The sequence below is a fragment of the Jannaschia aquimarina genome (assembly GCF_000877395.1).
GTDB lineage: Bacteria > Pseudomonadota > Alphaproteobacteria > Rhodobacterales > Rhodobacteraceae > Jannaschia > Jannaschia aquimarina.
In genome coordinates, this window is the sequence record NZ_JYFE01000041.1 from 1 (window position 1) to 16,816 (window position 16,816).

The window sequence follows — 16,816 nt, forward strand, 5'->3', positions numbered from 1 at the left end:
CGGGGCATCGAGCCCCGTCCGGTCCGGGCCTCCGGCGGGAGTATTTGGGCCGAGAAGAAGCACCGGGATGACGAGGGCGGCGATCCGCCGGCGGCGCGGCGCGGCGGACACGCTCTGCCGCCGAGGGGGAGGGTCGTTCGGATGGGCCGTTGACGGATCGTGCCCGGCAGACGCATCCGTTTCCCATGGCTTACGATGCGATCCTGACCTGTCTTGCGGATCCGACCCGGCGGGCGATCCTAGACCGCTTGCGGGGCGGCGCGCTGCCGGTGGGCAAGATCGCCGAGGATCTTCCCGTGACGCGTCCGGCCGTGTCGCAGCATCTCAAGCGGATGAAGGATGCGGGTCTGGTCAGCGTGCGGCCGGAGGGGACGCGGAACCTCTATGCGCTGACCGATGGCGGTGCGCGGCCGCTGGTGGAGTGGCTGGGCGCGTTGCGTCCGGCACCTTCGGATGCGGGGACCAGTGTCCATGTCCGCCTGAACCCGGCGGAGGCCTGGGCGATGTTCACCGACGGGCTGGCGACCTGGTGGCCGGTCTCTCGCCTGTCGGTCTCTGCGTCGGAATCGGGCGCGCTGCCGATGGCGGTGGTCTTTGGCGACGAGGCGATCCGGGAGACGACCTTCGACGGCGCGGAACATGTCTGGGCGCGGATCGTCGAGCATGTCGCGGCCGACCGGCTGATCCTCGACTGGTGTCTGGACTATGATGGACGGACGGAGATCCGCTTTGCCGCCGAGGCGGGGGGGTGCCGCGTGTCCGTCGACGCACCCGACGAGGCGGGGTCGTTCTGGGACTTCGCGCTAATCGAACGTTTCGGCGCGGCGGCGCGGGCGAGCTTGTCCAACTTCTGACGGCGCGGGCCACGGAACGGGCACCCCTCACACAGGCGCTTTGGCGATGGCGCAAAAGCCGCTAGGCTGACCTCGAATTCGCTCGCAAGTTCGGGGGGTGCGATGTTCATGACATTTCGATCGGGGTTTGCCGTCTTCGCCGTCTGCTGGATAGTCCTGGTACAAGGAGCTGCAGAGGCCGAGGAGGCCCAGTCGAGGGTCGAGGGCACGATCGCGGACGCCCTGTCCCAGGCTTTGTCGGAATTGCCCGATCCCGTGGCCGAGGCGGCGCGGTTGCAGCGTCTCGACGCGATCTACACGGACGGGGCGGGGCGCTGGGAGATCGAGTTGCGCCACGAGGCGGAGGTCCATCGCCTGCGGATCGAGACTTCGGGAGAGATGATGCAGAGGGTTCGGACCGACCCTCGCGGCGCCGATGCCGCCTTTTGGGCGTCGCTGCCTGCCGCACGGGATGTCGCCGAGACCTACGATCTCGACGGGAAGCTGGCCGATTCCCGGGCGCGGTTAGAGGCGCTGGGGTTTACGCCGGACGGGCCCATCGTCCTTCGCTTCCGCCAGCCCGGACCGGGCCGGGCGGGGGATCCGCCAAGGCCGTATCGGATCGAGATCCTGCGCGAAATCCTCGAAGAGGACGAAGCGCGCCGGTTGCTCTACGAAGGCGGCGTCTTCGAGCGGATGACGTCCGCGCGGCAGGCTGTCGTGCGCATTCCGTCCGCCACGGCGCCCGCGCAAGTAAAACCGCCTGAGGTCACGCCGCCGACCGCGACGGCCCCGACGGTCGAGATCCCGGTGGTGGATCTGCCGGAGGCCTATCCCCCAATCGTCGATCTGCCGGACGTCTCGCTGCCAGGGACATTGCACGAGGATGAGGACATTGCGCTGATCCGGATGCCCGGCGACATCCTTTTCGCCTTCGATCGCGCAGATCTGCGTCCGGATGCCGAAGCGGCCCTTTCAACCGTGCTGGATCTGCTGGAAAGCCGGTATCCGGATGCGCCACTGACGATCCACGGGCACACCGATGCGAAGGGGTCGGACGCCTACAATCTTGCGCTGTCCGAGGCGCGCGCGGCCTCGGTACGGGAATGGCTTGACGCACGAGGCATCGCGCCCGAACGCATGTCGTCGGTCGCCCATGGGGAAGCGAGGCCGGTCGCGCCGAACACCAATGCCGACGGATCGGACAACCCGGCAGGGCGTCAGGCGAACCGACGGGTGGAGATCGCGATCAAGCGCCGGTGATCCCCGGTCAGCGGATCCAGAGGTTGCGGCGCTTGAGGCGGCGGCGGATCGCTTCCTGCTTGCGCGGCAGGGCGGCGCGATCAAAGAGAGCACGCGCCTTGTCGCCCTTCTTTTGAAAGAGGAACTGTTTGAAGGGCTCGTATCCCTTGAGGACCTTCTTCACGGCGTTCGGTGCGGTCGCAGCGCGGACCGTGTCGATCACGTGATCCGGCGCCGTCGCGAACATCAGCGGCAAGTAGCGGTAATGGTGGCTATGGGTGCCGTCGAGGGCGCCGTCCGGCAGGCCGCCTCCCGCGCCGGGGCGCCCGCCGCCCAGCCCATGGATGGCAAGTGGCAGGGCGATCTGATCGAGCCAAGGGTCGATCGTCTGGGCGGCGAGTTCCGTCAGGCCACCTTCGCCCGCCGCCCATTGCACCATCCGCGCGGCGTCCAGCCAGGCGGCGTGGAGGGCGGGGCCCGACGGGGCCGTCACCCAGCCCGCGTTGAAGTAGAGGTAGCGGCGCCAATGGTTTACGGGCCAATCCTCATCCTGGCTGGAGCTGAAATCGAGCCCGGACTGCGCGTAGAGCGCACCCCAGATGTCGTGTCGTGTCGGACCGTAGAGGGGCGGGACGGGCCATGTGTCCTCTCGCCTCATGGACGCGGCGGGCCGGCCGAAGTCGATCGCGATCTCCGACAGCTCGCCCGTGATCACCGTGTCGCTGTCAAGGACCAGGACGGGCCGGTCGGGCGGCAGGACGGCCAGCGCCTCGATCTTGTTGCCGTTGGGATAACGGGCGCCGAACTCGACATTCTCGAAGGGGATAGTGCGCGCCCCCAGATCGGTCAGCAGGGCGCGCACCTCGGGCGAGGTCATGCGCGGATCTTCCGGCCATGCGGGACCCGGCTGCGGCTCGGCCACCCAGAGCGTGCCGTCCCAGCCGGGAGAGGCGTGGCGGAGCGTGACCGCCAGCAATGCCGCCTCGTATTCCAGCCGTCCGGCCTGTCCGACGATGAGAATGTCGAAGCTCATGCGGCGGGGATGGCTGGACGGACGGGCCTTGGCAAGGCGTCAGTAGGGCATCGGATGGGCCTTGTGCACATCGTCGATGGCGGCGACCAGCTCGTCCGGCAGGGTCATGTCCTGCGCCTTCAGCCCGTGCTCGAGCTGCGCGACGGTCGTGGCACCTAGGATGGCAGAACAGTTGAAAGGCCGCGTCTGGAGCCAGGCCAGCGCCATGTGGACCGGGTCGACGCCGTGTTGGGCGGCGAGGTCGAGATAGGCGGCGACGGCAGGTTCGACGCGAGGCCCCCATCGGCCGCCGAGCTCCGGCGAGATCGACCGGCGGGAGCCGTCGGGGATTGCGCCGTCTTGGTACTTGCCGGTGATCAGGCCGGTGGCGAGCGGCGAGAAGGCCAGCATGGTGATCTGCTCGTAGGCCATAGTCTCGGCCAGGTCGGTATCGGCGATGCGGCAGAGCAGCGAGTACTCGTTCTGGATCGAGACGGGGCGGGTCGCGCCGGTTAGTACGTCGGCCAGTTCGCACCATTGCGACAGGCCCCAACTGCTTTCGTTCGATGGGCCGAAGGCGCGGATCGTGCCGCGCGCGACTTCCCGCTCCAGGGCATCGGCGCAGGCGGCCATGTCGTCGAGGATCTCGGCCCGCTCGCCCTTGGGGCGGTAGGTCCAGTACTGGCGGAACTGGAACGAGCCGCGATTGGGCCAGTGGAATTGGTAGAGGTCGATCGTTTCGACTCCCAGCCGCTTGAGCGAGCCCTCGATGACGCGCGGAATGCTCTCTGCGGTGATGGGCTCGCCGTTGCGGCAGACGGAGCCCGCGCCGGGATGCTTGGTCGCCACGCGCAGGCGGCCGGGATTGTCGCGCAGCCAGCGACCGCAGATCTCTTCGGTGAGGCCCGCCGTCTCGGTCTTCATCGGGTTGACCGGGTAGATCTCGGCGGTGTCGAGCCAAGTGACCCCGGCATCGGCGGCCATGGACATCTGGGTGCGGGCATCGGCCTCGGAGGTCTGGGTGCCGAAGGTCATGGTGCCGAGCATGATCTCGGAGATGGTGTCGGACTGGCCGAGGGGAACGGTGCGCATGAAAGCCTCTTGAAGCGGATCGGCGCGACCATGGGGTCGAAGGAAGCGGGGGTCCAGAGCGGGGCGCGCATTTCGGCGCGGGACGACGCGATCACGGGGCTTGGCGACGCAGCGGTCCCGCATCCGGCCCGGCGGAGACACGCCTTCGGGCCAGGATCAGCGCGGCTGTGCGCGTCGCCGGGCTTACCGATGCGGTCGGGGCCTAGTCCGGTGCTTCGCTCGCGGTGCGGACGGCGTCCCAGGCGCAAGCGGACAGGCGGGTGATCGGCAGCGGCTCACCGGCCGTCAGCGGTGCGAACTGGAGGAGGGCGATCGCCCGGCCCGCGTCGTCGGCAGCGCGGGCGCTCTGCCGCCACGCGGGATTGGACAGCAACCCCTCGACCGGAGAACCGGCCAGAGCGAGCGGATCGCCGGAGGCGGAGGACCACATCGCGCCGACGCAGATGTCGACCTCCTCGGCGGCGCAGCTCCGCTGACAGAGATCGCGGAAGGGCGCGACCTCCGGCGCCTCGGAAAGACGTGCGCCCTGTCGCGCCAAAGCCTCCGGATCCTCGAACGCCGTCCGCATGTCCAGGATTTGCTGACCTGCCGATCCGAGCCGGGCCGAACCGACAGCGCCCTCTGTGCCGAAGCCCGCACCACTGCGGAGCGCCGGTGCCGTCGCGGCGATCTCTGCCGGGGCTGCGGGATGCTCCGCCACGGCGAGCGCGGCGGTCCAGTCCCCGGCCGAGACGAAACCGGGCCACTGCCTGCGAACCTCGTCGACCTCTCCGAGGTCGAGAAGGGCGATCATCCCTGCGGCTTTCGTGGCCGGGCGGGACGCTTGCGCGAAGGCCGCGGCGCGGCTGTCCTGCTCTGCCGCGATGTCGGTCCAGCTCTTGCCGGACAGGCCGCCCGGCGCGCGCATCAGCGCGATCCGCTCTTTCCGTGGCAGGCTGGCGATTTCGTGCGGCCAGTATTGGGCGGCGCTGGAGATCTGACCGAGGAAAAGCTGCGCCCTCGCGTCGCCCTCTGCGGCGAGGCTGGCAAAGGCGTCGAGTGCGGGACGGTCCGCGCCGTCCAGCCAGGTCTCCATCGCGGACTCGAAATCCTGTGCGGCTGCCGGTGCGGTCAGCGTGACAACCAAAAGAAGCGCCCTGAGCATCACTTGATCTCCAGTTCCGGGGCGCCGCCCAAGCGTTTGGCCAGCGGCGCGACGGTCAATCCCTGCACGATGATCGAGAACAGGACCACCATGTAGGTCGCCGTCAGCATCAGCGGCTTCCATTCGTTGTCGGGCAGCGAAAGGACGAGTGCGACCGAGATGCCACCCTTGAGGCCGCCCCACGTCATGATGCGGGTCACGCCCTCCTCCAGATTGTCGGAGAAGGGGCGCAGCACGGCGACCGGGACGGCGACCGCCGAAAAGCGCGCCAGAAGGTGCAGACCGATCGCGGCGAGCCCTGCGACCGCGTAGCTGGCGTCGAAGGCGACGGCGAAGACCTCGATCCCGATCAGAAGGAACAGGATCGCGTTCAGGATCTCGTCGATCAGGGTCCAGAACGTGTCGACATGGGCGCGGGTCTCGTCGGACATCCCATATTTCGACCCGACATCGCCGATCAGCAGTCCGGCCACGACAGCCATGATCGGCGCCGAGACATGAAGCCAGAGCGAGAGCTGGTAGCCGCCGAAGGCCAGTGCGAGCGTGATCAGCACCTCCAGCGGCGGATCGTCGATGCGCCGCATGACGCGGAAGGCGAGAAAGCCGAGTACCGCGCCCAGGATCGCACCGCCGAACGCTTCCTGCACGAAAAGCAGCGCGGCGCCCGCAAAGCCCGCACCGTGGGCGTCGTCCGCGGGGAAGGCGAGGCCCACGAGGACGAGAAAGACCACGTAGCCCACCCCGTCGTTGAAGAGGGACTCGCCCGCGATCTTGGTTTCCAGCGATTTCGGCAGGTCGGCCGCGCGCAACACGCCCAGCACCGCCACCGGGTCCGTGGGCGAGATCAGCGCGCCGAAGACCAGAGCGATCAGCAGCGGCATCCCGGTGATCCAGCTGAAGCCCACGCCGGCGATCACGGTGGACAGGCCCACGCCGATCGTCGCCATCAGAAGCACGAGGGCCCATTCGCGCCTGAGGTCGGCCACCTTGACGTGCAGCGCGCCTGCAAAGAGCAGCAGGCCCAGCATTCCCTCCAGCAGCGCATCCGAGAACTCGATATCCAGCACGAAGGCGGTCAGCGTCTCTTCCAGCGTGAATTGCGGGAACAGCGCATCGGCGCCGATGATGGCGACGCTGGCCGCCAGCGCCACGATCAGGATGCCGATGGCGGGCGGCAGCTTGAGGAACAGGTAGTTGACCGTGCCGAAGAGCGCGGCCGCCACCAGGAGGGCCGAGCCGATGCCGAGTAGTTCCATGTCAGGTCCTTGGAATGTCGAAATCCGGGGCCGCCAGATGGAAGGCGTCGAAGGTGAAGCCGGGAGAGACGGTGCAGCCCACCAGCGTCCAGTCCCCGGTAGTGCGGGCGGCCTGCCAGTGGTTCGGCGGGACGATCACCTGCGGTGCGGCGTGGTTCAGGTCGCCGCCGAGACGGTAATCCGTGGCCGGTCCGCGCATGGTGGGCGAAAGCGACAGGACCAGATCGGCGCCCGCGTAATGGTGCCAGATCTCGGTCGCGTCGACCTTGTGCCAATGGCTGCGTTCGGCGGCCTTGAGCAGGAAGTAGATGCAAGTCCCGGCCGGCCGCTCTCCATCGGTGGCGGGGGCGGCCCAGGTCTGCCGGTACCAGCCGCCCTCGGGATGGGGTTCGAGATGCAGGCGCTCTATGATCTCGTCTGCGTTCATGGGCGTGCTTCCCGCCAGAGGATGTAGAGGCCCGTCGCGATCGTGACCGCGATCCCGGCCATGGCCAGGCCGTTGGGCCAATCCCCGAAGAGCCAAAGCCCGATCAGCGCGGCGACGGGGATTTCGAGGTACTGCATCGGCGCCAGCGTCGAGGCCGGAGCGTGGCGCAGGGACCACGTCATCATCAGATGCCCGACCGTGCCCAGCACGCCCATCGCCGCGAGAAGCGGCAGGTGGCCCGCCATGGGGGCCAGCGTCAGAGCCGGGCTGGCGGGGGCGGCCGCGTAGAAGACGCCAAGTGCCGCGACCGCGATCAGGCCGGAATTGGCCTGCATCGGCAGCGCGCCGACCTCCCGGCCCAGACGGCGGGTGACCAGCATGAAGGCCGCGAAGACGAAGGCCACGGCAAGCGGGTAGAGCACCGCCCAGCCCACCTCTTCGAAGGCGGGTTGCATGACCATGAGCGTGCCGCAAAAGCCGACCGCGCAGGCGATCAGGCGGCGGGGGCCGACCTCCTCTCCCATCAGGAGGTAGCCCATCAGCAGTAGGATGAAAGGCATCACGAAGGCGATCGCGATGGCATCGGCCAGTGGCAGGTAGGTCAGCCCCGTGACCATCAGGAAGATACCCGCGATCTGGAGCGCCGACCGGATCGCCGTCAGCAACCAGCCCGTGGGCGACATCGCGAAGCCGTCCCGCAGGATCGCGACGAGGGGCACGAGGATCGCGACCTGCACGGCGAAGCGGATCAGGACCAGTTGGAGGACGGGGAAGTCGTCGGCCGCGATCTTGGAGAGCGCGTCCGAGAGCGGTGCCGTCACGCAGAAGCCCAGCATCAGCAGGACACCCAGCGCGGGACGGTCCGCGCGGGCCGCGACCGGGGGCAGGGGGGCGATCGAGGGGGCGGTCATGGAATCCAGCCCTAGGCCGCGCGGTCCACCCCTGCAAGCGCACGGTGGGCGGGGAAGGCCATCGAGACGCGCGTCCCGGCGCCCTGCTCGCTTTCGATCCTCAGGCGGCCGCCCGCTTCGTCGACGACGGATGACACCATGGCGAGCCCCAGGCCGGTTCCCATGCCGGGAGGTTTCGTGGTCTCGTAGGCCTCGGTGGCGCGGGCCAGAACCTGTGGCGCCATTCCCGCCCCGTCATCGGAGACCGTCAATCGGACCTCCCCACCGGCGTGATCGGCCTCGATCCGGATCTCGCCGCCGTGATCCATCGCGTCGCGGGCGTTCACGACGAGGTTCAGGAGGACCATTTCGAGCTGTGCGGGCCGGGTGGCGACAGCCAGTGTCCCGTTGCAGCGCAGGTCGATCTCGAGCCGGATGTTCGAGGGAAGCACGCGGTCGGACATCTCGCGGACCTTGCGCAGGGCGGGACCGATGGCGGCGCGGGCGGTATCCCGTTCGCCATCGCGGCAGGTCTGGGACAGCGACCGCACGAGATCGGCGCCCCGTGCCGCAGCATCCTCGATCTGCCGCAGCAGGATGGGCCGCTCGGCGGGGGGAACGTGGGCCAACAGGTCCAGATTGCCCCGCATGACGGTCAGCAGGTTGTTGAAGTCATGGGCGATTCCGCTGGTGAGCTGGCCCACCACTTCGGCCCGCTCGGCGCGGGCGAGGCGTCTGGTGGTCTGGCGCATCCGGACGGAGTTTCGGTGCGCCTGCCAGAGCGCGTGTCCATAGGCGACGTTGAGCACCAGAAGGGCGATGTGCAGCACCAGCGGGGAGGTCGCCGACATGAGCCCGCTTCCCTGCATAAGGACGAGATGAGAGAAGAAGAGCGTCGTCACGAAATCGACGAGCGCCAGATCGCGGGACGGAAAGGCGATCGCGATCCCGTAGAGAGCGTGGGCCGACAGGAGCATGAGCCCCGCGAAGACCGCATCGACCGTGCCAGAGAGCGCGACGGTCAGCGCAAGAATGTCGTAGCAGAGCGCCGCGCCCGCATGGAGCGCGATCATCTGCCAGACTTGCGGGCAGCCGACCTCCTTTTCCCGAAGCGCGGTCGCGCGCCGTCGCAGGGCCAGGTCGAAAAGGATGTACCCGACGACGGGAAGGGCGACCCACGGGTTGCCCCAGAGGAGGCCGGCCATGGTGGCCGCCGTCAGAAGCAGGCCGCTGCGCGTCAGAAAGAAGGGGAGGCCCGGCTTCGCCGCGTCGAGGATCGCGGCCAAGCGGGTTTCCGGATCGATGGTTCGGCCGTCTTTCACCAAGCCTGCCCCGCCCTCTGGCGGCGGAAGATCGCCGCCAGTCAAGCCTACGGCCTGACCGGAAGACCGGGCAAGGGGGAGAAAGTCGCATGTTGCATCATGAACGCAGGATCCTGCGTCCCGCATAGCGCGCCGTCTCGCCAAGCATTTCCTCGATCCGGATCAGCTGATTGTACTTGGCCAGCCGGTCCGACCGGGCAAGGCTGCCGGTCTTGATCTGTCCGCAATTGGTGGCGACGGCGAGGTCGGCGATGGTCGCGTCCTCTGTCTCGCCCGAGCGGTGGGACATGACGCAGGTCATGCGGTTGCGGTGGGCCAGCGCCACGGCTTCCAGCGTTTCGGACAGGGTGCCGATCTGATTGACCTTGACCAGCAGCGAGTTGGCAGCGCCTTTCTCTATCCCGTCGGCGAGGCGGTTCGGATTGGTGACGAAAAGGTCGTCGCCCACAAGCTGCACCTTTTCGCCCAGCGCTTCGGTCAGCGCGATCCAGCCATCCCAGTCGTCCTCGGACATGCCATCCTCGATCGAGAGGATCGGGTAGTCGCGGACGAGCGCGGCGAGGTAGTCGACATTCTCATCGGACGACAGTGTCTTTCCTTCGCCTTCAAGGCGATATGCACCGTCCTTGAAGTATTCGGTCGCGGCGCAATCGAGGGCCAGCATGATGTCGTCGCCGGGCTGGTAGCCCGCCTTCTCGACGGCCTTTAGCACGAAATCCAGCGCCTCGCGGGTCGATGGCAGGTCGGGGGCGAAGCCGCCCTCGTCACCCAGCCCGGTCGAGAGGCCGGCCGCCGAAAGCTCCCCCTTGAGGGTATGGAACACTTCGGAGCCGATCCGCACCGCGTCGGCGATGCTTTCGGCGGCAACGGGCATGATCATGAATTCCTGGATGTCGATGGGGTTGTCGGCATGTTCGCCGCCATTCACGATGTTCATCATCGGCACCGGCAGAAGGCGGGCGGAGGTGCCGCCGACATAGCGGAAGAGCGGCAGCGCCGCGGCATCCGCGGCGGCTTTGGCGCAGGCCATCGAGACGCCCAGGATCGCGTTCGCACCCAGGCGCGACTTGTTCGGCGTCCCGTCGAGTTCGATCAGCGCGGCGTCGATCTCCTCCTGCTCGGCTGCATCGGCACCCACCAAGGCGTCGGCGATCTCTCCGTTGACGGCGGCCACCGCTTCCAGCACGCCCTTGCCCTTGTAGCGCGCCTTGTCGCCGTCGCGCTTCTCGACTGCCTCGTAAGCTCCGGTCGAGGCGCCCGAGGGCACGGCCGCGCGGCCCTGCGTTCCGTCGTCCAGAGTGACGTCCACTTCGACGGTCGGGTTGCCGCGGCTGTCGAGGATCTGGCGGGCATGGATGTCGGCGATGGTGAACATGGGGCCTCCGGGCGTGTCGTTCCGGCGCCCCTGTAGCGCGCCGCCGACCCCGCGTCACCCCCGCGCCAGCCGCGCCTCGCGGATCAGGGTATAGAGGCCCGCGCCCACGATCACGGCGATCCCGACCAGCGTCCAGAGATCGGGCCGCTCTCCGAAGAAGATCGCCGCAAGGATCAGCGCGAACAGCATCCGGGAGTAGCGGAAGGACGAGATGACGGCGAGATCGCCCGCCCGCGTGGCGCCCACGATTGCCAGATAGCCGATCAGACCGAACCCCAGGCAGCCGCCCAGCTTCGCCCATTCCCCGGCATCCGGCAGGACGAACGGGACGCCGAGGGCGAGTTGGACCGCAAGGCCCGCCGGCACGATCGCGGCGAAGGCCAGCATCGACAGCAAGACGCCCGACAACTCTGCCGGCAGGCCCCGCGTTGCAAGATCGCGCGCGGCGAGCGCGACCATGCCCCCCACGGCCAGAAGGACCGCCGGATCGAAGCTGTCCGCGCCCGGCCGCAGGATCAGAAGGACGCCGCCGAATCCCACGAGGATCGCGGCCCAACGCCGCCAGCCGACCGTTGCGCCGAGGAACAGCGCCGCGCTCATCGCCACGACCAACGGTGTCGCCTGGATCACCGCAGAGGCCGTCGCCAGCGGGATCAGCACCACCGCCGGAACGAAGAGCGACGCGCCAACCGCGTCTGCGGCCGACCGCAGCACGACGCGCCGGCTGCGCAGTTCGGGGACCCAGAGTGGCTTGCCCGTCGCCTTCAGGACCAGTGCCAGGACAAGCGTGCCGCCGAGGCCCAGAAGCCAGACGATCTGAGCCGGAGGGATCGTCCCGCCCAGCGTCTTGATGAGGGCGTCCTCGACCGCGAAGCAAGCCATCGACAGGCACATGAGAGCGCAGCCGCGCAACGTCGCCCGGGTTTCACCACCGGTCTTCGGAGGAGGGACGGGGGCAGCGCCCGGCAGGGCGGTCATGGGAGGTCCCGGCGGTCGTTCAGCGTGGACGGGGCGGAGATCACCGGAGAGGCGACCGGCGAGGCGCTGTCGTTGGGCGCCTGGTGGCGGGTATGAGGCGGCACCTCGACCGACTGGCCCGGCCCGATCCCGCAATCGCCCGAGAGGGTTCGCATCGTCAGGACCCCATCCAGCACCCGGAAGACCTGCCAGGCCCGCATGTGGACGTGCGATACTCCCGCGGTGCCCGGGGGCATCCGCTCTTCGATTACCGAGAGCCGCCGACCTTCGCACCTTTCGCCCCAGACACGATGGGGGGCCCCGGCCCGCGAGAGGGGGATCACTTCCGCTTCACGCCAAAGAGTTCGAGGCGGTGACCCTTGAGGTCGTAGCCCAGCCGGTCGGCGATGCGCTCCTGCAGGGCTTCGATCTCCGGGTCGACGAACTCGATCACCTCGCCGGTCTGCATGTCGATCAAGTGGTCGTGGTGATCGCGCTCCGCATCCTCCCAGCGGGCCCGCCCATCGCCGAATTCGCGCCGTTCAAGGATGCCCGCCTCCTCGAAGAGGTTGACCGTGCGGTAGACGGTGGCGACCGAAATCGCCGGATCGTGGGCACAGGCGCGCAGATGGATGGTCTCGACATCCGGGTGGTCGTCCGAGTCCTCCAGGACCTGTGCGACGATGCGGCGCTGTCCGGTCAGGCGGAGGCCATGGGCCTCGGCGCGGGCGAGGATGGAAAGGGTCATGGGTTCCGATTAGGACGCCCGGCGCCCGGACGAAAGCCCCCGGCGCTTCAGGTTCCGCAGAACGTGCGGGTCACGGCCTGCTCGGGCGAGGCGGGCTCGCGATAGGGTGCATTGGCGTCCGTCTCCGTCCAAGGGTCGCGGAGGATTGCATGCAAGTCGTGGAACGGTTGAAAATCGCCTTCGTAGGCGGCGGCTATGGCCTCTTCGACGCGGTGATTGCGCGGGATCACTGCCGGGTTCGCGGACCGCATCGCGGCATCATCCGGCTCGCATGCCGTCCACCTGTCGAGCCAGTTGTCCATCCGGCCGCCATCGCGCAACCGGTCGGGTGTGGTGGCCAGCGCGCGGAAGGTGTTCGTGAAGTCGCGGCCCTGCTCGGCCATGATATCCAGGAGTTCGTGTCCGAGATTCATGTCGGGCACACCGATCTTGGCGCTCAGGACCTCCGTCCAGGCCGCGGCGTACAGGTCGCGGAATCCTTCCAGCACTTCGGTTGCCTCGGCCACCGCCGCCTCGCGGTCGCCCATCAGCGGCAAGAGCGCGGTCGCCAGTTGCGCGAGGTTCCAGAGCGCGACGTCCGGCTGGTTCTTCCACGCGTAGCGGCCGAACTGGTCGATGGAGCTGAAGACGGTGTCGGGATGGTACGCCTCCATGAAGGCGCAGGGGCCGTAGTCGATCGTCTCGCCCGAGATCGTCATGTTGTCGGTGTTCATCACGCCGTGAACGAAGCCCAAACCCATCCAGCGCGCGACCAGGCCGGCCTGCCGCTCCATCACGTGCCGCAGCAGGCCCATCGCGCCATCGGCGCCGGGACAGTGCCGGGCGATGGCGTGGTCCAGCAGGATCCGCAACGCCTCGGTGTCGTCGCGGCTGGCGAAAACCTGGAAGGTGCCGACGCGGATGTGGCTGGCGGCGACGCGGGTGAGGATCGCGCCGGGCAGCGGGCCCTCCTGACGGAGCACCTTCTCCCCGGTGGTCACGGCGGCCAGCGCCCGGGTGGTCGGAATGCCGAGCGCGTGCATCGCTTCGCTCACGATATATTCGCGCAGAACCGGCCCGAGTGCCGCGCGACCGTCGCCCATCCGGCTGTAGGGCGTGGGACCGGATCCCTTGAGCTGCACGTCCCACCGCCGGCCGGCCGCCACGTGCTCGCCCAGCAGGATCGCGCGGCCGTCGCCCAGCTGAGGAGACCAGCCGCCGAACTGGTGCCCGGCATAGAGCTGCGCCAGCGGCTCCGCGCCCTCGGGGATGCGGTTCCCGGCGAAGACGTCCGGCGCATCCCGCAGCGCATCGGCGTCGAGAGCCATCTCTTCGGCCAGCCCTTCGTTCAGCGCGATCCAGTCCGGCGCCGCCACGGGCGTGGGCGCCATCCTGGTATGGAACTGCTCCGGCAGGCGGGCGTAGGAATTGTCGAAGGCGAAGAGGGCCATGGTCTTCTTCTCGGCGAAAATACTCCGGGGAGCGCGAGGGGCTGGCCCCTCGCTTGCTACAATCGAGCTAGGCGATCCGTCAGCATTTGGAAGAAGCCGTCCGCATCCACCTCGCCGATGAACAGCGCGTTCGCCGCGCGATCCGTCACGCCCCACCAGTCGGCGACGGTCATGCCGCGCGTGAGGTCCGACTGCGCCTCGATCTCGACATTCACCTCGCGGCCCCGGAAGAGATCCGGCCGCAAGAGCCACGCGATCACGCAGGGATCGTGGAGCGGAGCGCCCTCGCTGCCGTATTTCTCCTTGTCGAAGCGTTCGAAGAAGCCGGTCCAGCCGGCCACGACCTCTCCGATGCGGCCCGCCGCGGCGAAGGCGGCGTTCCGGGCGCGGGTGGTCAGCGCCTTGTGGGTGCAATCCAGCGGCAGGACGGTCAACGGCACGCCCGACCGGAAGACGATCTGCGCCGCTTCAGGATCGACATAGATGTTGAACTCGGCGGCCGGGGTGATGTTGCCCACCTCGAAATAGGCGCCCCCCATCAGGACGATCCGGGCGATGCGGTCGGCAATGTCGGGGGCGCGGTCCAGCGCCGTGCCGATATTCGTCAGCGGCCCGAGCGGGCAGAGCGTCACTGTGCCCGGCGCCTCGGTTCGCAGTGTCTCGATGATCCAGTCGACCGCGTGCATGTCCTGCAGCGGCATGGAGGGCTCGGGCAGGTCGTAGCCGTCGAGGCCGGTCTTTCCGTGCACATGCTCCGCTGTGACCAGGGGGCGGGTCATGGGCGCATCGCATCCGGCGAAGACAGCGACGTCCGGTCGCCCCGCCAGCTCGCAGACCTTGCGCGCATTCACCTCGGTCATCGACAGGGGCACGTTTCCCGCGACGGCGGTGATGCCCATGACCTCGATTTCGGGCGAGGCGAGGGCCAGCAGGATCGCGACGGCGTCGTCCTGCCCCGGATCGGTGTCGATGATGATCTTCATGGGCGTCATGCGATCCTTCCCGTTCAGGATTGTCCAGCCTTCTCGGCGGCGCGCGCGGCGTTCCAGAGCGCGTCCATCTCGTCCAGGGTCGCCTCGCGTGGTCTGCGGCCAGCGGCGGCGAGCCCGTCCTCGACCGCGTCGAAGCGGCGCTGGAACTTGGCGTTGGCGGTGCGGAGGGCGGCTTCGGGATCCACCTCCAGATGGCGGGCGAGGTTGACCACCGTGAAGAGGAGGTCGCCGACCTCTTCCTGCCGCTCTTCCGGCGTGGCAGCCTGCGCGACCTCGGCCGCCTCTTCGGCGATCTTGTCGAGCACTGGCCCCGCCTCACCCCAATCGAAGCCGACGCGGGCAGCGCGTTTCTGCAACTTCTCGGCGCGCATCAGCGCCGGCAGCCCCAGGGCGACCCCGTCCAGCGTGCGGCCCCTGCGCTCCTTCGCCTTGGCGGCTTCCCAATCGGCGACCTGCTGCTGTGCGGATTTGGCGTTGCTCTCGTCGCCGAAGACGTGGGGATGGCGGTCCCACATCTTCTGCGCCACCCGCTCGGCCACGCTGTCGAAATCGAAGAGATCGGCCTCGCGGGCCATCTGGGCGTGGTAGACGACTTGCAGCAATAGGTCGCCCAACTCGCCCTCCAATTCGTCCCAGGCTTCGCGCTCGATGGCGTCGGCGACTTCGTAGGCCTCTTCGATCGTGTAGGGCGCGATGGAGGCGAAGTCCTGCTCGACATCCCAGGGGCAGCCGCGCTCGGGGTCTCGCAGGCGTTCCATGATGGCGCGCAGGCGGGGCAGGCCCTTGCCGGACCGGGCTGGATCGTCCATGCGATATCCTCCTGTAGACCCCATGGAGGACGCGATGCCCGTGATCAACTCGATCGCCGCGATGGAAGACGAGATGCGCGGGTGGCGCCACTGGCTCCATCGCAATCCCGAACTGGGCTTCGACCTGCCCAAGACCGCCGCTTTCGTGGCCGAACGCCTGCGGGAGTTCGGGGTGGACGAGCTGCATGAGGGGATCGCCCGGACAGGCATGGTCGCGATCATCGAAGGGCGGGGCGAGGGGCCGACCATCGGGCTGCGCGCCGACATGGACGCCCTGCCCATCGACGAGGCGACCGGCGCGGGCCACGCATCCGAGACGCCGGGCAAGATGCACGCCTGCGGCCATGACGGGCACATGACGATGCTGCTGGGCGCGGCAAAGTACCTGGCCGAGACGCGCAATTTCGCCGGCCGTGTCGCGCTGATCTTCCAGCCCGCCGAAGAGACGGCGGGTGGGGGTCGGGTGATGGTCGAGGAGGGGATCATGGAGCGCTTCGGCATCACCCAGGTCTTCGGCATCCACAATGCGCCGGCCTATGCGCCCGGCACGATCCATACCGGCCCCGGCCCCTTGCTGGCGGCCGTGGACGAATTCACGATCCGGGTCGAGGGAAAGGGCGGGCATGGTGCCATGCCGCACGAGACGCGTGATCCCGTCGCGGCGCTTTTGGGGATCGGTTCCGCGATCCAGACGATCGTCAGCCGCAACCACCGTGCGACCGACGACCTGATCGTGTCGATCACGCAGATCCATGCGGGCGCGGCCAATAACGTGATCCCGGCCGATGGCGTTCTGTCAGGCACGGTGCGGACCTTCGATCCGGAGGTCCGCGGCATGGTCGAGCGCCGGATGGGCGAGATCGCCGCCGGATGCGCCGCCGCCTACGGCGTCGAGGCGACGCTGCGCTACGACCGGGGCTACCCGGCGACGGTCAACGATGCCGACCGCGCCGCCTTTGCCGCCGAAGTCGCGCGTGCCGTGGCCGGGTCCGAAAATGTGGACGACGACACGCTGCGGGTGATGGGGGGTGAGGATTTCAGCTACATGCTGGAGGCCCGGCCCGGTGCCTACGTGTTCCTCGGCATCGGGGAGGCCGCGCCATTGCACCATCCGGAATACGACTTCAACGACGCGGTCGCCCCTGTGGGCGCCAGCTTCTTCGCGCGCCTGGTCGAGACGGCGCAACCGGCGACTTGACGTGTTGCCAGGCGTTCACGGACGTCGCTAAGCTACTGCCGGTGAGAGTGCTTAAGAGGTGTGTCATGCGGTTGATTTCTCTCTTCGTC

Annotated in this window: 17 protein-coding genes; 3 read left to right on the forward strand and 14 right to left on the reverse strand. The window is 68.4% G+C overall.

Annotated elements, in window-relative coordinates; translation table 11 throughout:
- The first annotated feature begins 149 nt into the window (after window positions 1–149).
- Both jaqu_RS21080 and jaqu_RS20650 read left to right on the forward strand, forming a co-directional pair.
- Entirely contained in the window at window positions 150–854 is a 705-nt protein-coding gene (locus tag jaqu_RS21080) for an ArsR/SmtB family transcription factor (protein ID WP_236687834.1), read from the forward strand.
- 102 nt (window positions 855–956) lie between these two features.
- Complete coding sequence (locus jaqu_RS20650) at window positions 957–2,096, forward strand: OmpA family protein (protein WP_052500914.1); 1,140 nt, start codon at window positions 957–959, stop codon at window positions 2,094–2,096.
- Between the two features lie 7 nt (window positions 2,097–2,103).
- Here jaqu_RS20650 and jaqu_RS10625 read toward each other — a convergent pair whose 3' ends face one another.
- The 14 genes from jaqu_RS10625 to mazG form a co-directional block, all read right to left on the reverse strand.
- On the reverse strand, window positions 2,104–3,108 hold the full coding sequence (locus jaqu_RS10625; RefSeq protein ID WP_043918962.1) for a hypothetical protein: 1,005 nt from the start codon (window positions 3,106–3,108) through the stop codon (window positions 2,104–2,106).
- A gap of 39 nt (window positions 3,109–3,147) precedes the next feature.
- A complete protein-coding gene (locus jaqu_RS10630) occupies window positions 3,148–4,179 on the reverse strand; it encodes an aldo/keto reductase (RefSeq protein WP_043919158.1) in 1,032 nt (343 codons plus the stop codon).
- A 202-nt stretch (window positions 4,180–4,381) separates the two neighbouring features.
- Window positions 4,382–5,323, reverse strand: a complete 942-nt coding sequence (locus jaqu_RS10635) for a hypothetical protein (RefSeq protein ID WP_043918963.1) — start codon at window positions 5,321–5,323, stop codon at window positions 4,382–4,384.
- Complete coding sequence (locus jaqu_RS10640; protein ID WP_043918964.1) at window positions 5,323–6,579, reverse strand: cation:proton antiporter; 1,257 nt, start codon at window positions 6,577–6,579, stop codon at window positions 5,323–5,325. The genes jaqu_RS10635 and jaqu_RS10640 overlap by 1 nt, the downstream gene beginning before the upstream one ends.
- Before the next feature lies 1 nt (window position 6,580).
- Window positions 6,581–7,006, reverse strand: a complete 426-nt coding sequence (locus jaqu_RS10645; protein WP_043918965.1) for a cupin domain-containing protein — start codon at window positions 7,004–7,006, stop codon at window positions 6,581–6,583.
- Window positions 7,003–7,917: a DMT family transporter gene (locus jaqu_RS10650; protein ID WP_043918966.1), complete on the reverse strand. Its 915-nt coding sequence runs from the start codon at window positions 7,915–7,917 to the stop codon at window positions 7,003–7,005. Before jaqu_RS10650 ends, jaqu_RS10645 begins: the two co-directional genes overlap by 4 nt.
- An 11-nt stretch (window positions 7,918–7,928) precedes the next feature.
- Window positions 7,929–9,218 (reverse strand): sensor histidine kinase, encoded by a 1,290-nt coding sequence (locus jaqu_RS20655; protein WP_161793860.1) that lies wholly within the window; start codon window positions 9,216–9,218, stop codon window positions 7,929–7,931.
- A gap of 97 nt (window positions 9,219–9,315) precedes the next feature.
- A complete protein-coding gene (gene eno, locus jaqu_RS10660) occupies window positions 9,316–10,593 on the reverse strand; it encodes a phosphopyruvate hydratase (protein WP_043918967.1) in 1,278 nt (425 codons plus the stop codon).
- A 54-nt stretch (window positions 10,594–10,647) separates the two neighbouring features.
- A complete protein-coding gene (locus tag jaqu_RS10665; protein ID WP_084629729.1) occupies window positions 10,648–11,571 on the reverse strand; it encodes a DMT family transporter in 924 nt (307 codons plus the stop codon).
- Complete coding sequence (locus tag jaqu_RS20660; RefSeq protein WP_084629732.1) at window positions 11,568–11,807, reverse strand: cupin domain-containing protein; 240 nt, start codon at window positions 11,805–11,807, stop codon at window positions 11,568–11,570. Before jaqu_RS20660 ends, jaqu_RS10665 begins: the two co-directional genes overlap by 4 nt.
- A gap of 83 nt (window positions 11,808–11,890) precedes the next feature.
- On the reverse strand, window positions 11,891–12,298 hold the full coding sequence (locus jaqu_RS10675) for a Fur family transcriptional regulator (RefSeq protein ID WP_043918969.1): 408 nt from the start codon (window positions 12,296–12,298) through the stop codon (window positions 11,891–11,893).
- A 47-nt stretch (window positions 12,299–12,345) separates the two neighbouring features.
- Window positions 12,346–13,728 carry a protein adenylyltransferase SelO gene (locus jaqu_RS10680; protein WP_043918970.1) on the reverse strand — a complete coding sequence of 461 codons (1,383 nt, stop codon included), beginning with the start codon at window positions 13,726–13,728 and terminating at the stop codon, window positions 12,346–12,348.
- 56 nt (window positions 13,729–13,784) lie between these two features.
- The gene (locus jaqu_RS10685) at window positions 13,785–14,720 is read right to left on the reverse strand and encodes a nucleoside hydrolase (protein WP_043918971.1); all 936 of its coding nucleotides are present in this window, start codon (window positions 14,718–14,720) and stop codon (window positions 13,785–13,787) included.
- 14 nt (window positions 14,721–14,734) lie between these two features.
- A complete protein-coding gene (gene mazG, locus jaqu_RS10690) occupies window positions 14,735–15,529 on the reverse strand; it encodes a nucleoside triphosphate pyrophosphohydrolase (RefSeq protein ID WP_043918972.1) in 795 nt (264 codons plus the stop codon).
- A gap of 34 nt (window positions 15,530–15,563) precedes the next feature.
- Between mazG and jaqu_RS10695 the strand changes: the two genes are divergently transcribed.
- On the forward strand, window positions 15,564–16,727 hold the full coding sequence (locus tag jaqu_RS10695) for a M20 aminoacylase family protein (protein ID WP_043919161.1): 1,164 nt from the start codon (window positions 15,564–15,566) through the stop codon (window positions 16,725–16,727).
- The last annotated feature ends 89 nt before the right edge of the window (window positions 16,728–16,816 follow it).

Coding starts and splice junctions, on each gene's coding strand:
- jaqu_RS20650 (WP_052500914.1), top strand. CDS start 957: ATGTTCATGACATTTCGATCGGGGTTTGCCGTCTTCGCCGTCTGCTGG.
- jaqu_RS10625 (WP_043918962.1), bottom strand. CDS start 3,108: ATGAGCTTCGACATTCTCATCGTCGGACAGGCCGGACGGCTGGAATAC.
- jaqu_RS10630 (WP_043919158.1), bottom strand. CDS start 4,179: ATGCGCACCGTTCCCCTCGGCCAGTCCGACACCATCTCCGAGATCATG.
- jaqu_RS10635 (WP_043918963.1), bottom strand. CDS start 5,323: ATGCTCAGGGCGCTTCTTTTGGTTGTCACGCTGACCGCACCGGCAGCC.
- jaqu_RS10640 (WP_043918964.1), bottom strand. CDS start 6,579: ATGGAACTACTCGGCATCGGCTCGGCCCTCCTGGTGGCGGCCGCGCTC.
- jaqu_RS10645 (WP_043918965.1), bottom strand. CDS start 7,006: ATGAACGCAGACGAGATCATAGAGCGCCTGCATCTCGAACCCCATCCC.
- jaqu_RS10650 (WP_043918966.1), bottom strand. CDS start 7,917: ATGACCGCCCCCTCGATCGCCCCCCTGCCCCCGGTCGCGGCCCGCGCG.
- eno (WP_043918967.1), bottom strand. CDS start 10,593: ATGTTCACCATCGCCGACATCCATGCCCGCCAGATCCTCGACAGCCGC.
- jaqu_RS10665 (WP_084629729.1), bottom strand. CDS start 11,571: ATGACCGCCCTGCCGGGCGCTGCCCCCGTCCCTCCTCCGAAGACCGGT.
- jaqu_RS20660 (WP_084629732.1), bottom strand. CDS start 11,807: ATGCCCCCGGGCACCGCGGGAGTATCGCACGTCCACATGCGGGCCTGG.
- jaqu_RS10675 (WP_043918969.1), bottom strand. CDS start 12,298: ATGACCCTTTCCATCCTCGCCCGCGCCGAGGCCCATGGCCTCCGCCTG.
- jaqu_RS10680 (WP_043918970.1), bottom strand. CDS start 13,728: ATGGCCCTCTTCGCCTTCGACAATTCCTACGCCCGCCTGCCGGAGCAG.
- jaqu_RS10685 (WP_043918971.1), bottom strand. CDS start 14,720: ATGACGCCCATGAAGATCATCATCGACACCGATCCGGGGCAGGACGAC.
- mazG (WP_043918972.1), bottom strand. CDS start 15,529: ATGGACGATCCAGCCCGGTCCGGCAAGGGCCTGCCCCGCCTGCGCGCC.
- jaqu_RS10695 (WP_043919161.1), top strand. CDS start 15,564: ATGCCCGTGATCAACTCGATCGCCGCGATGGAAGACGAGATGCGCGGG.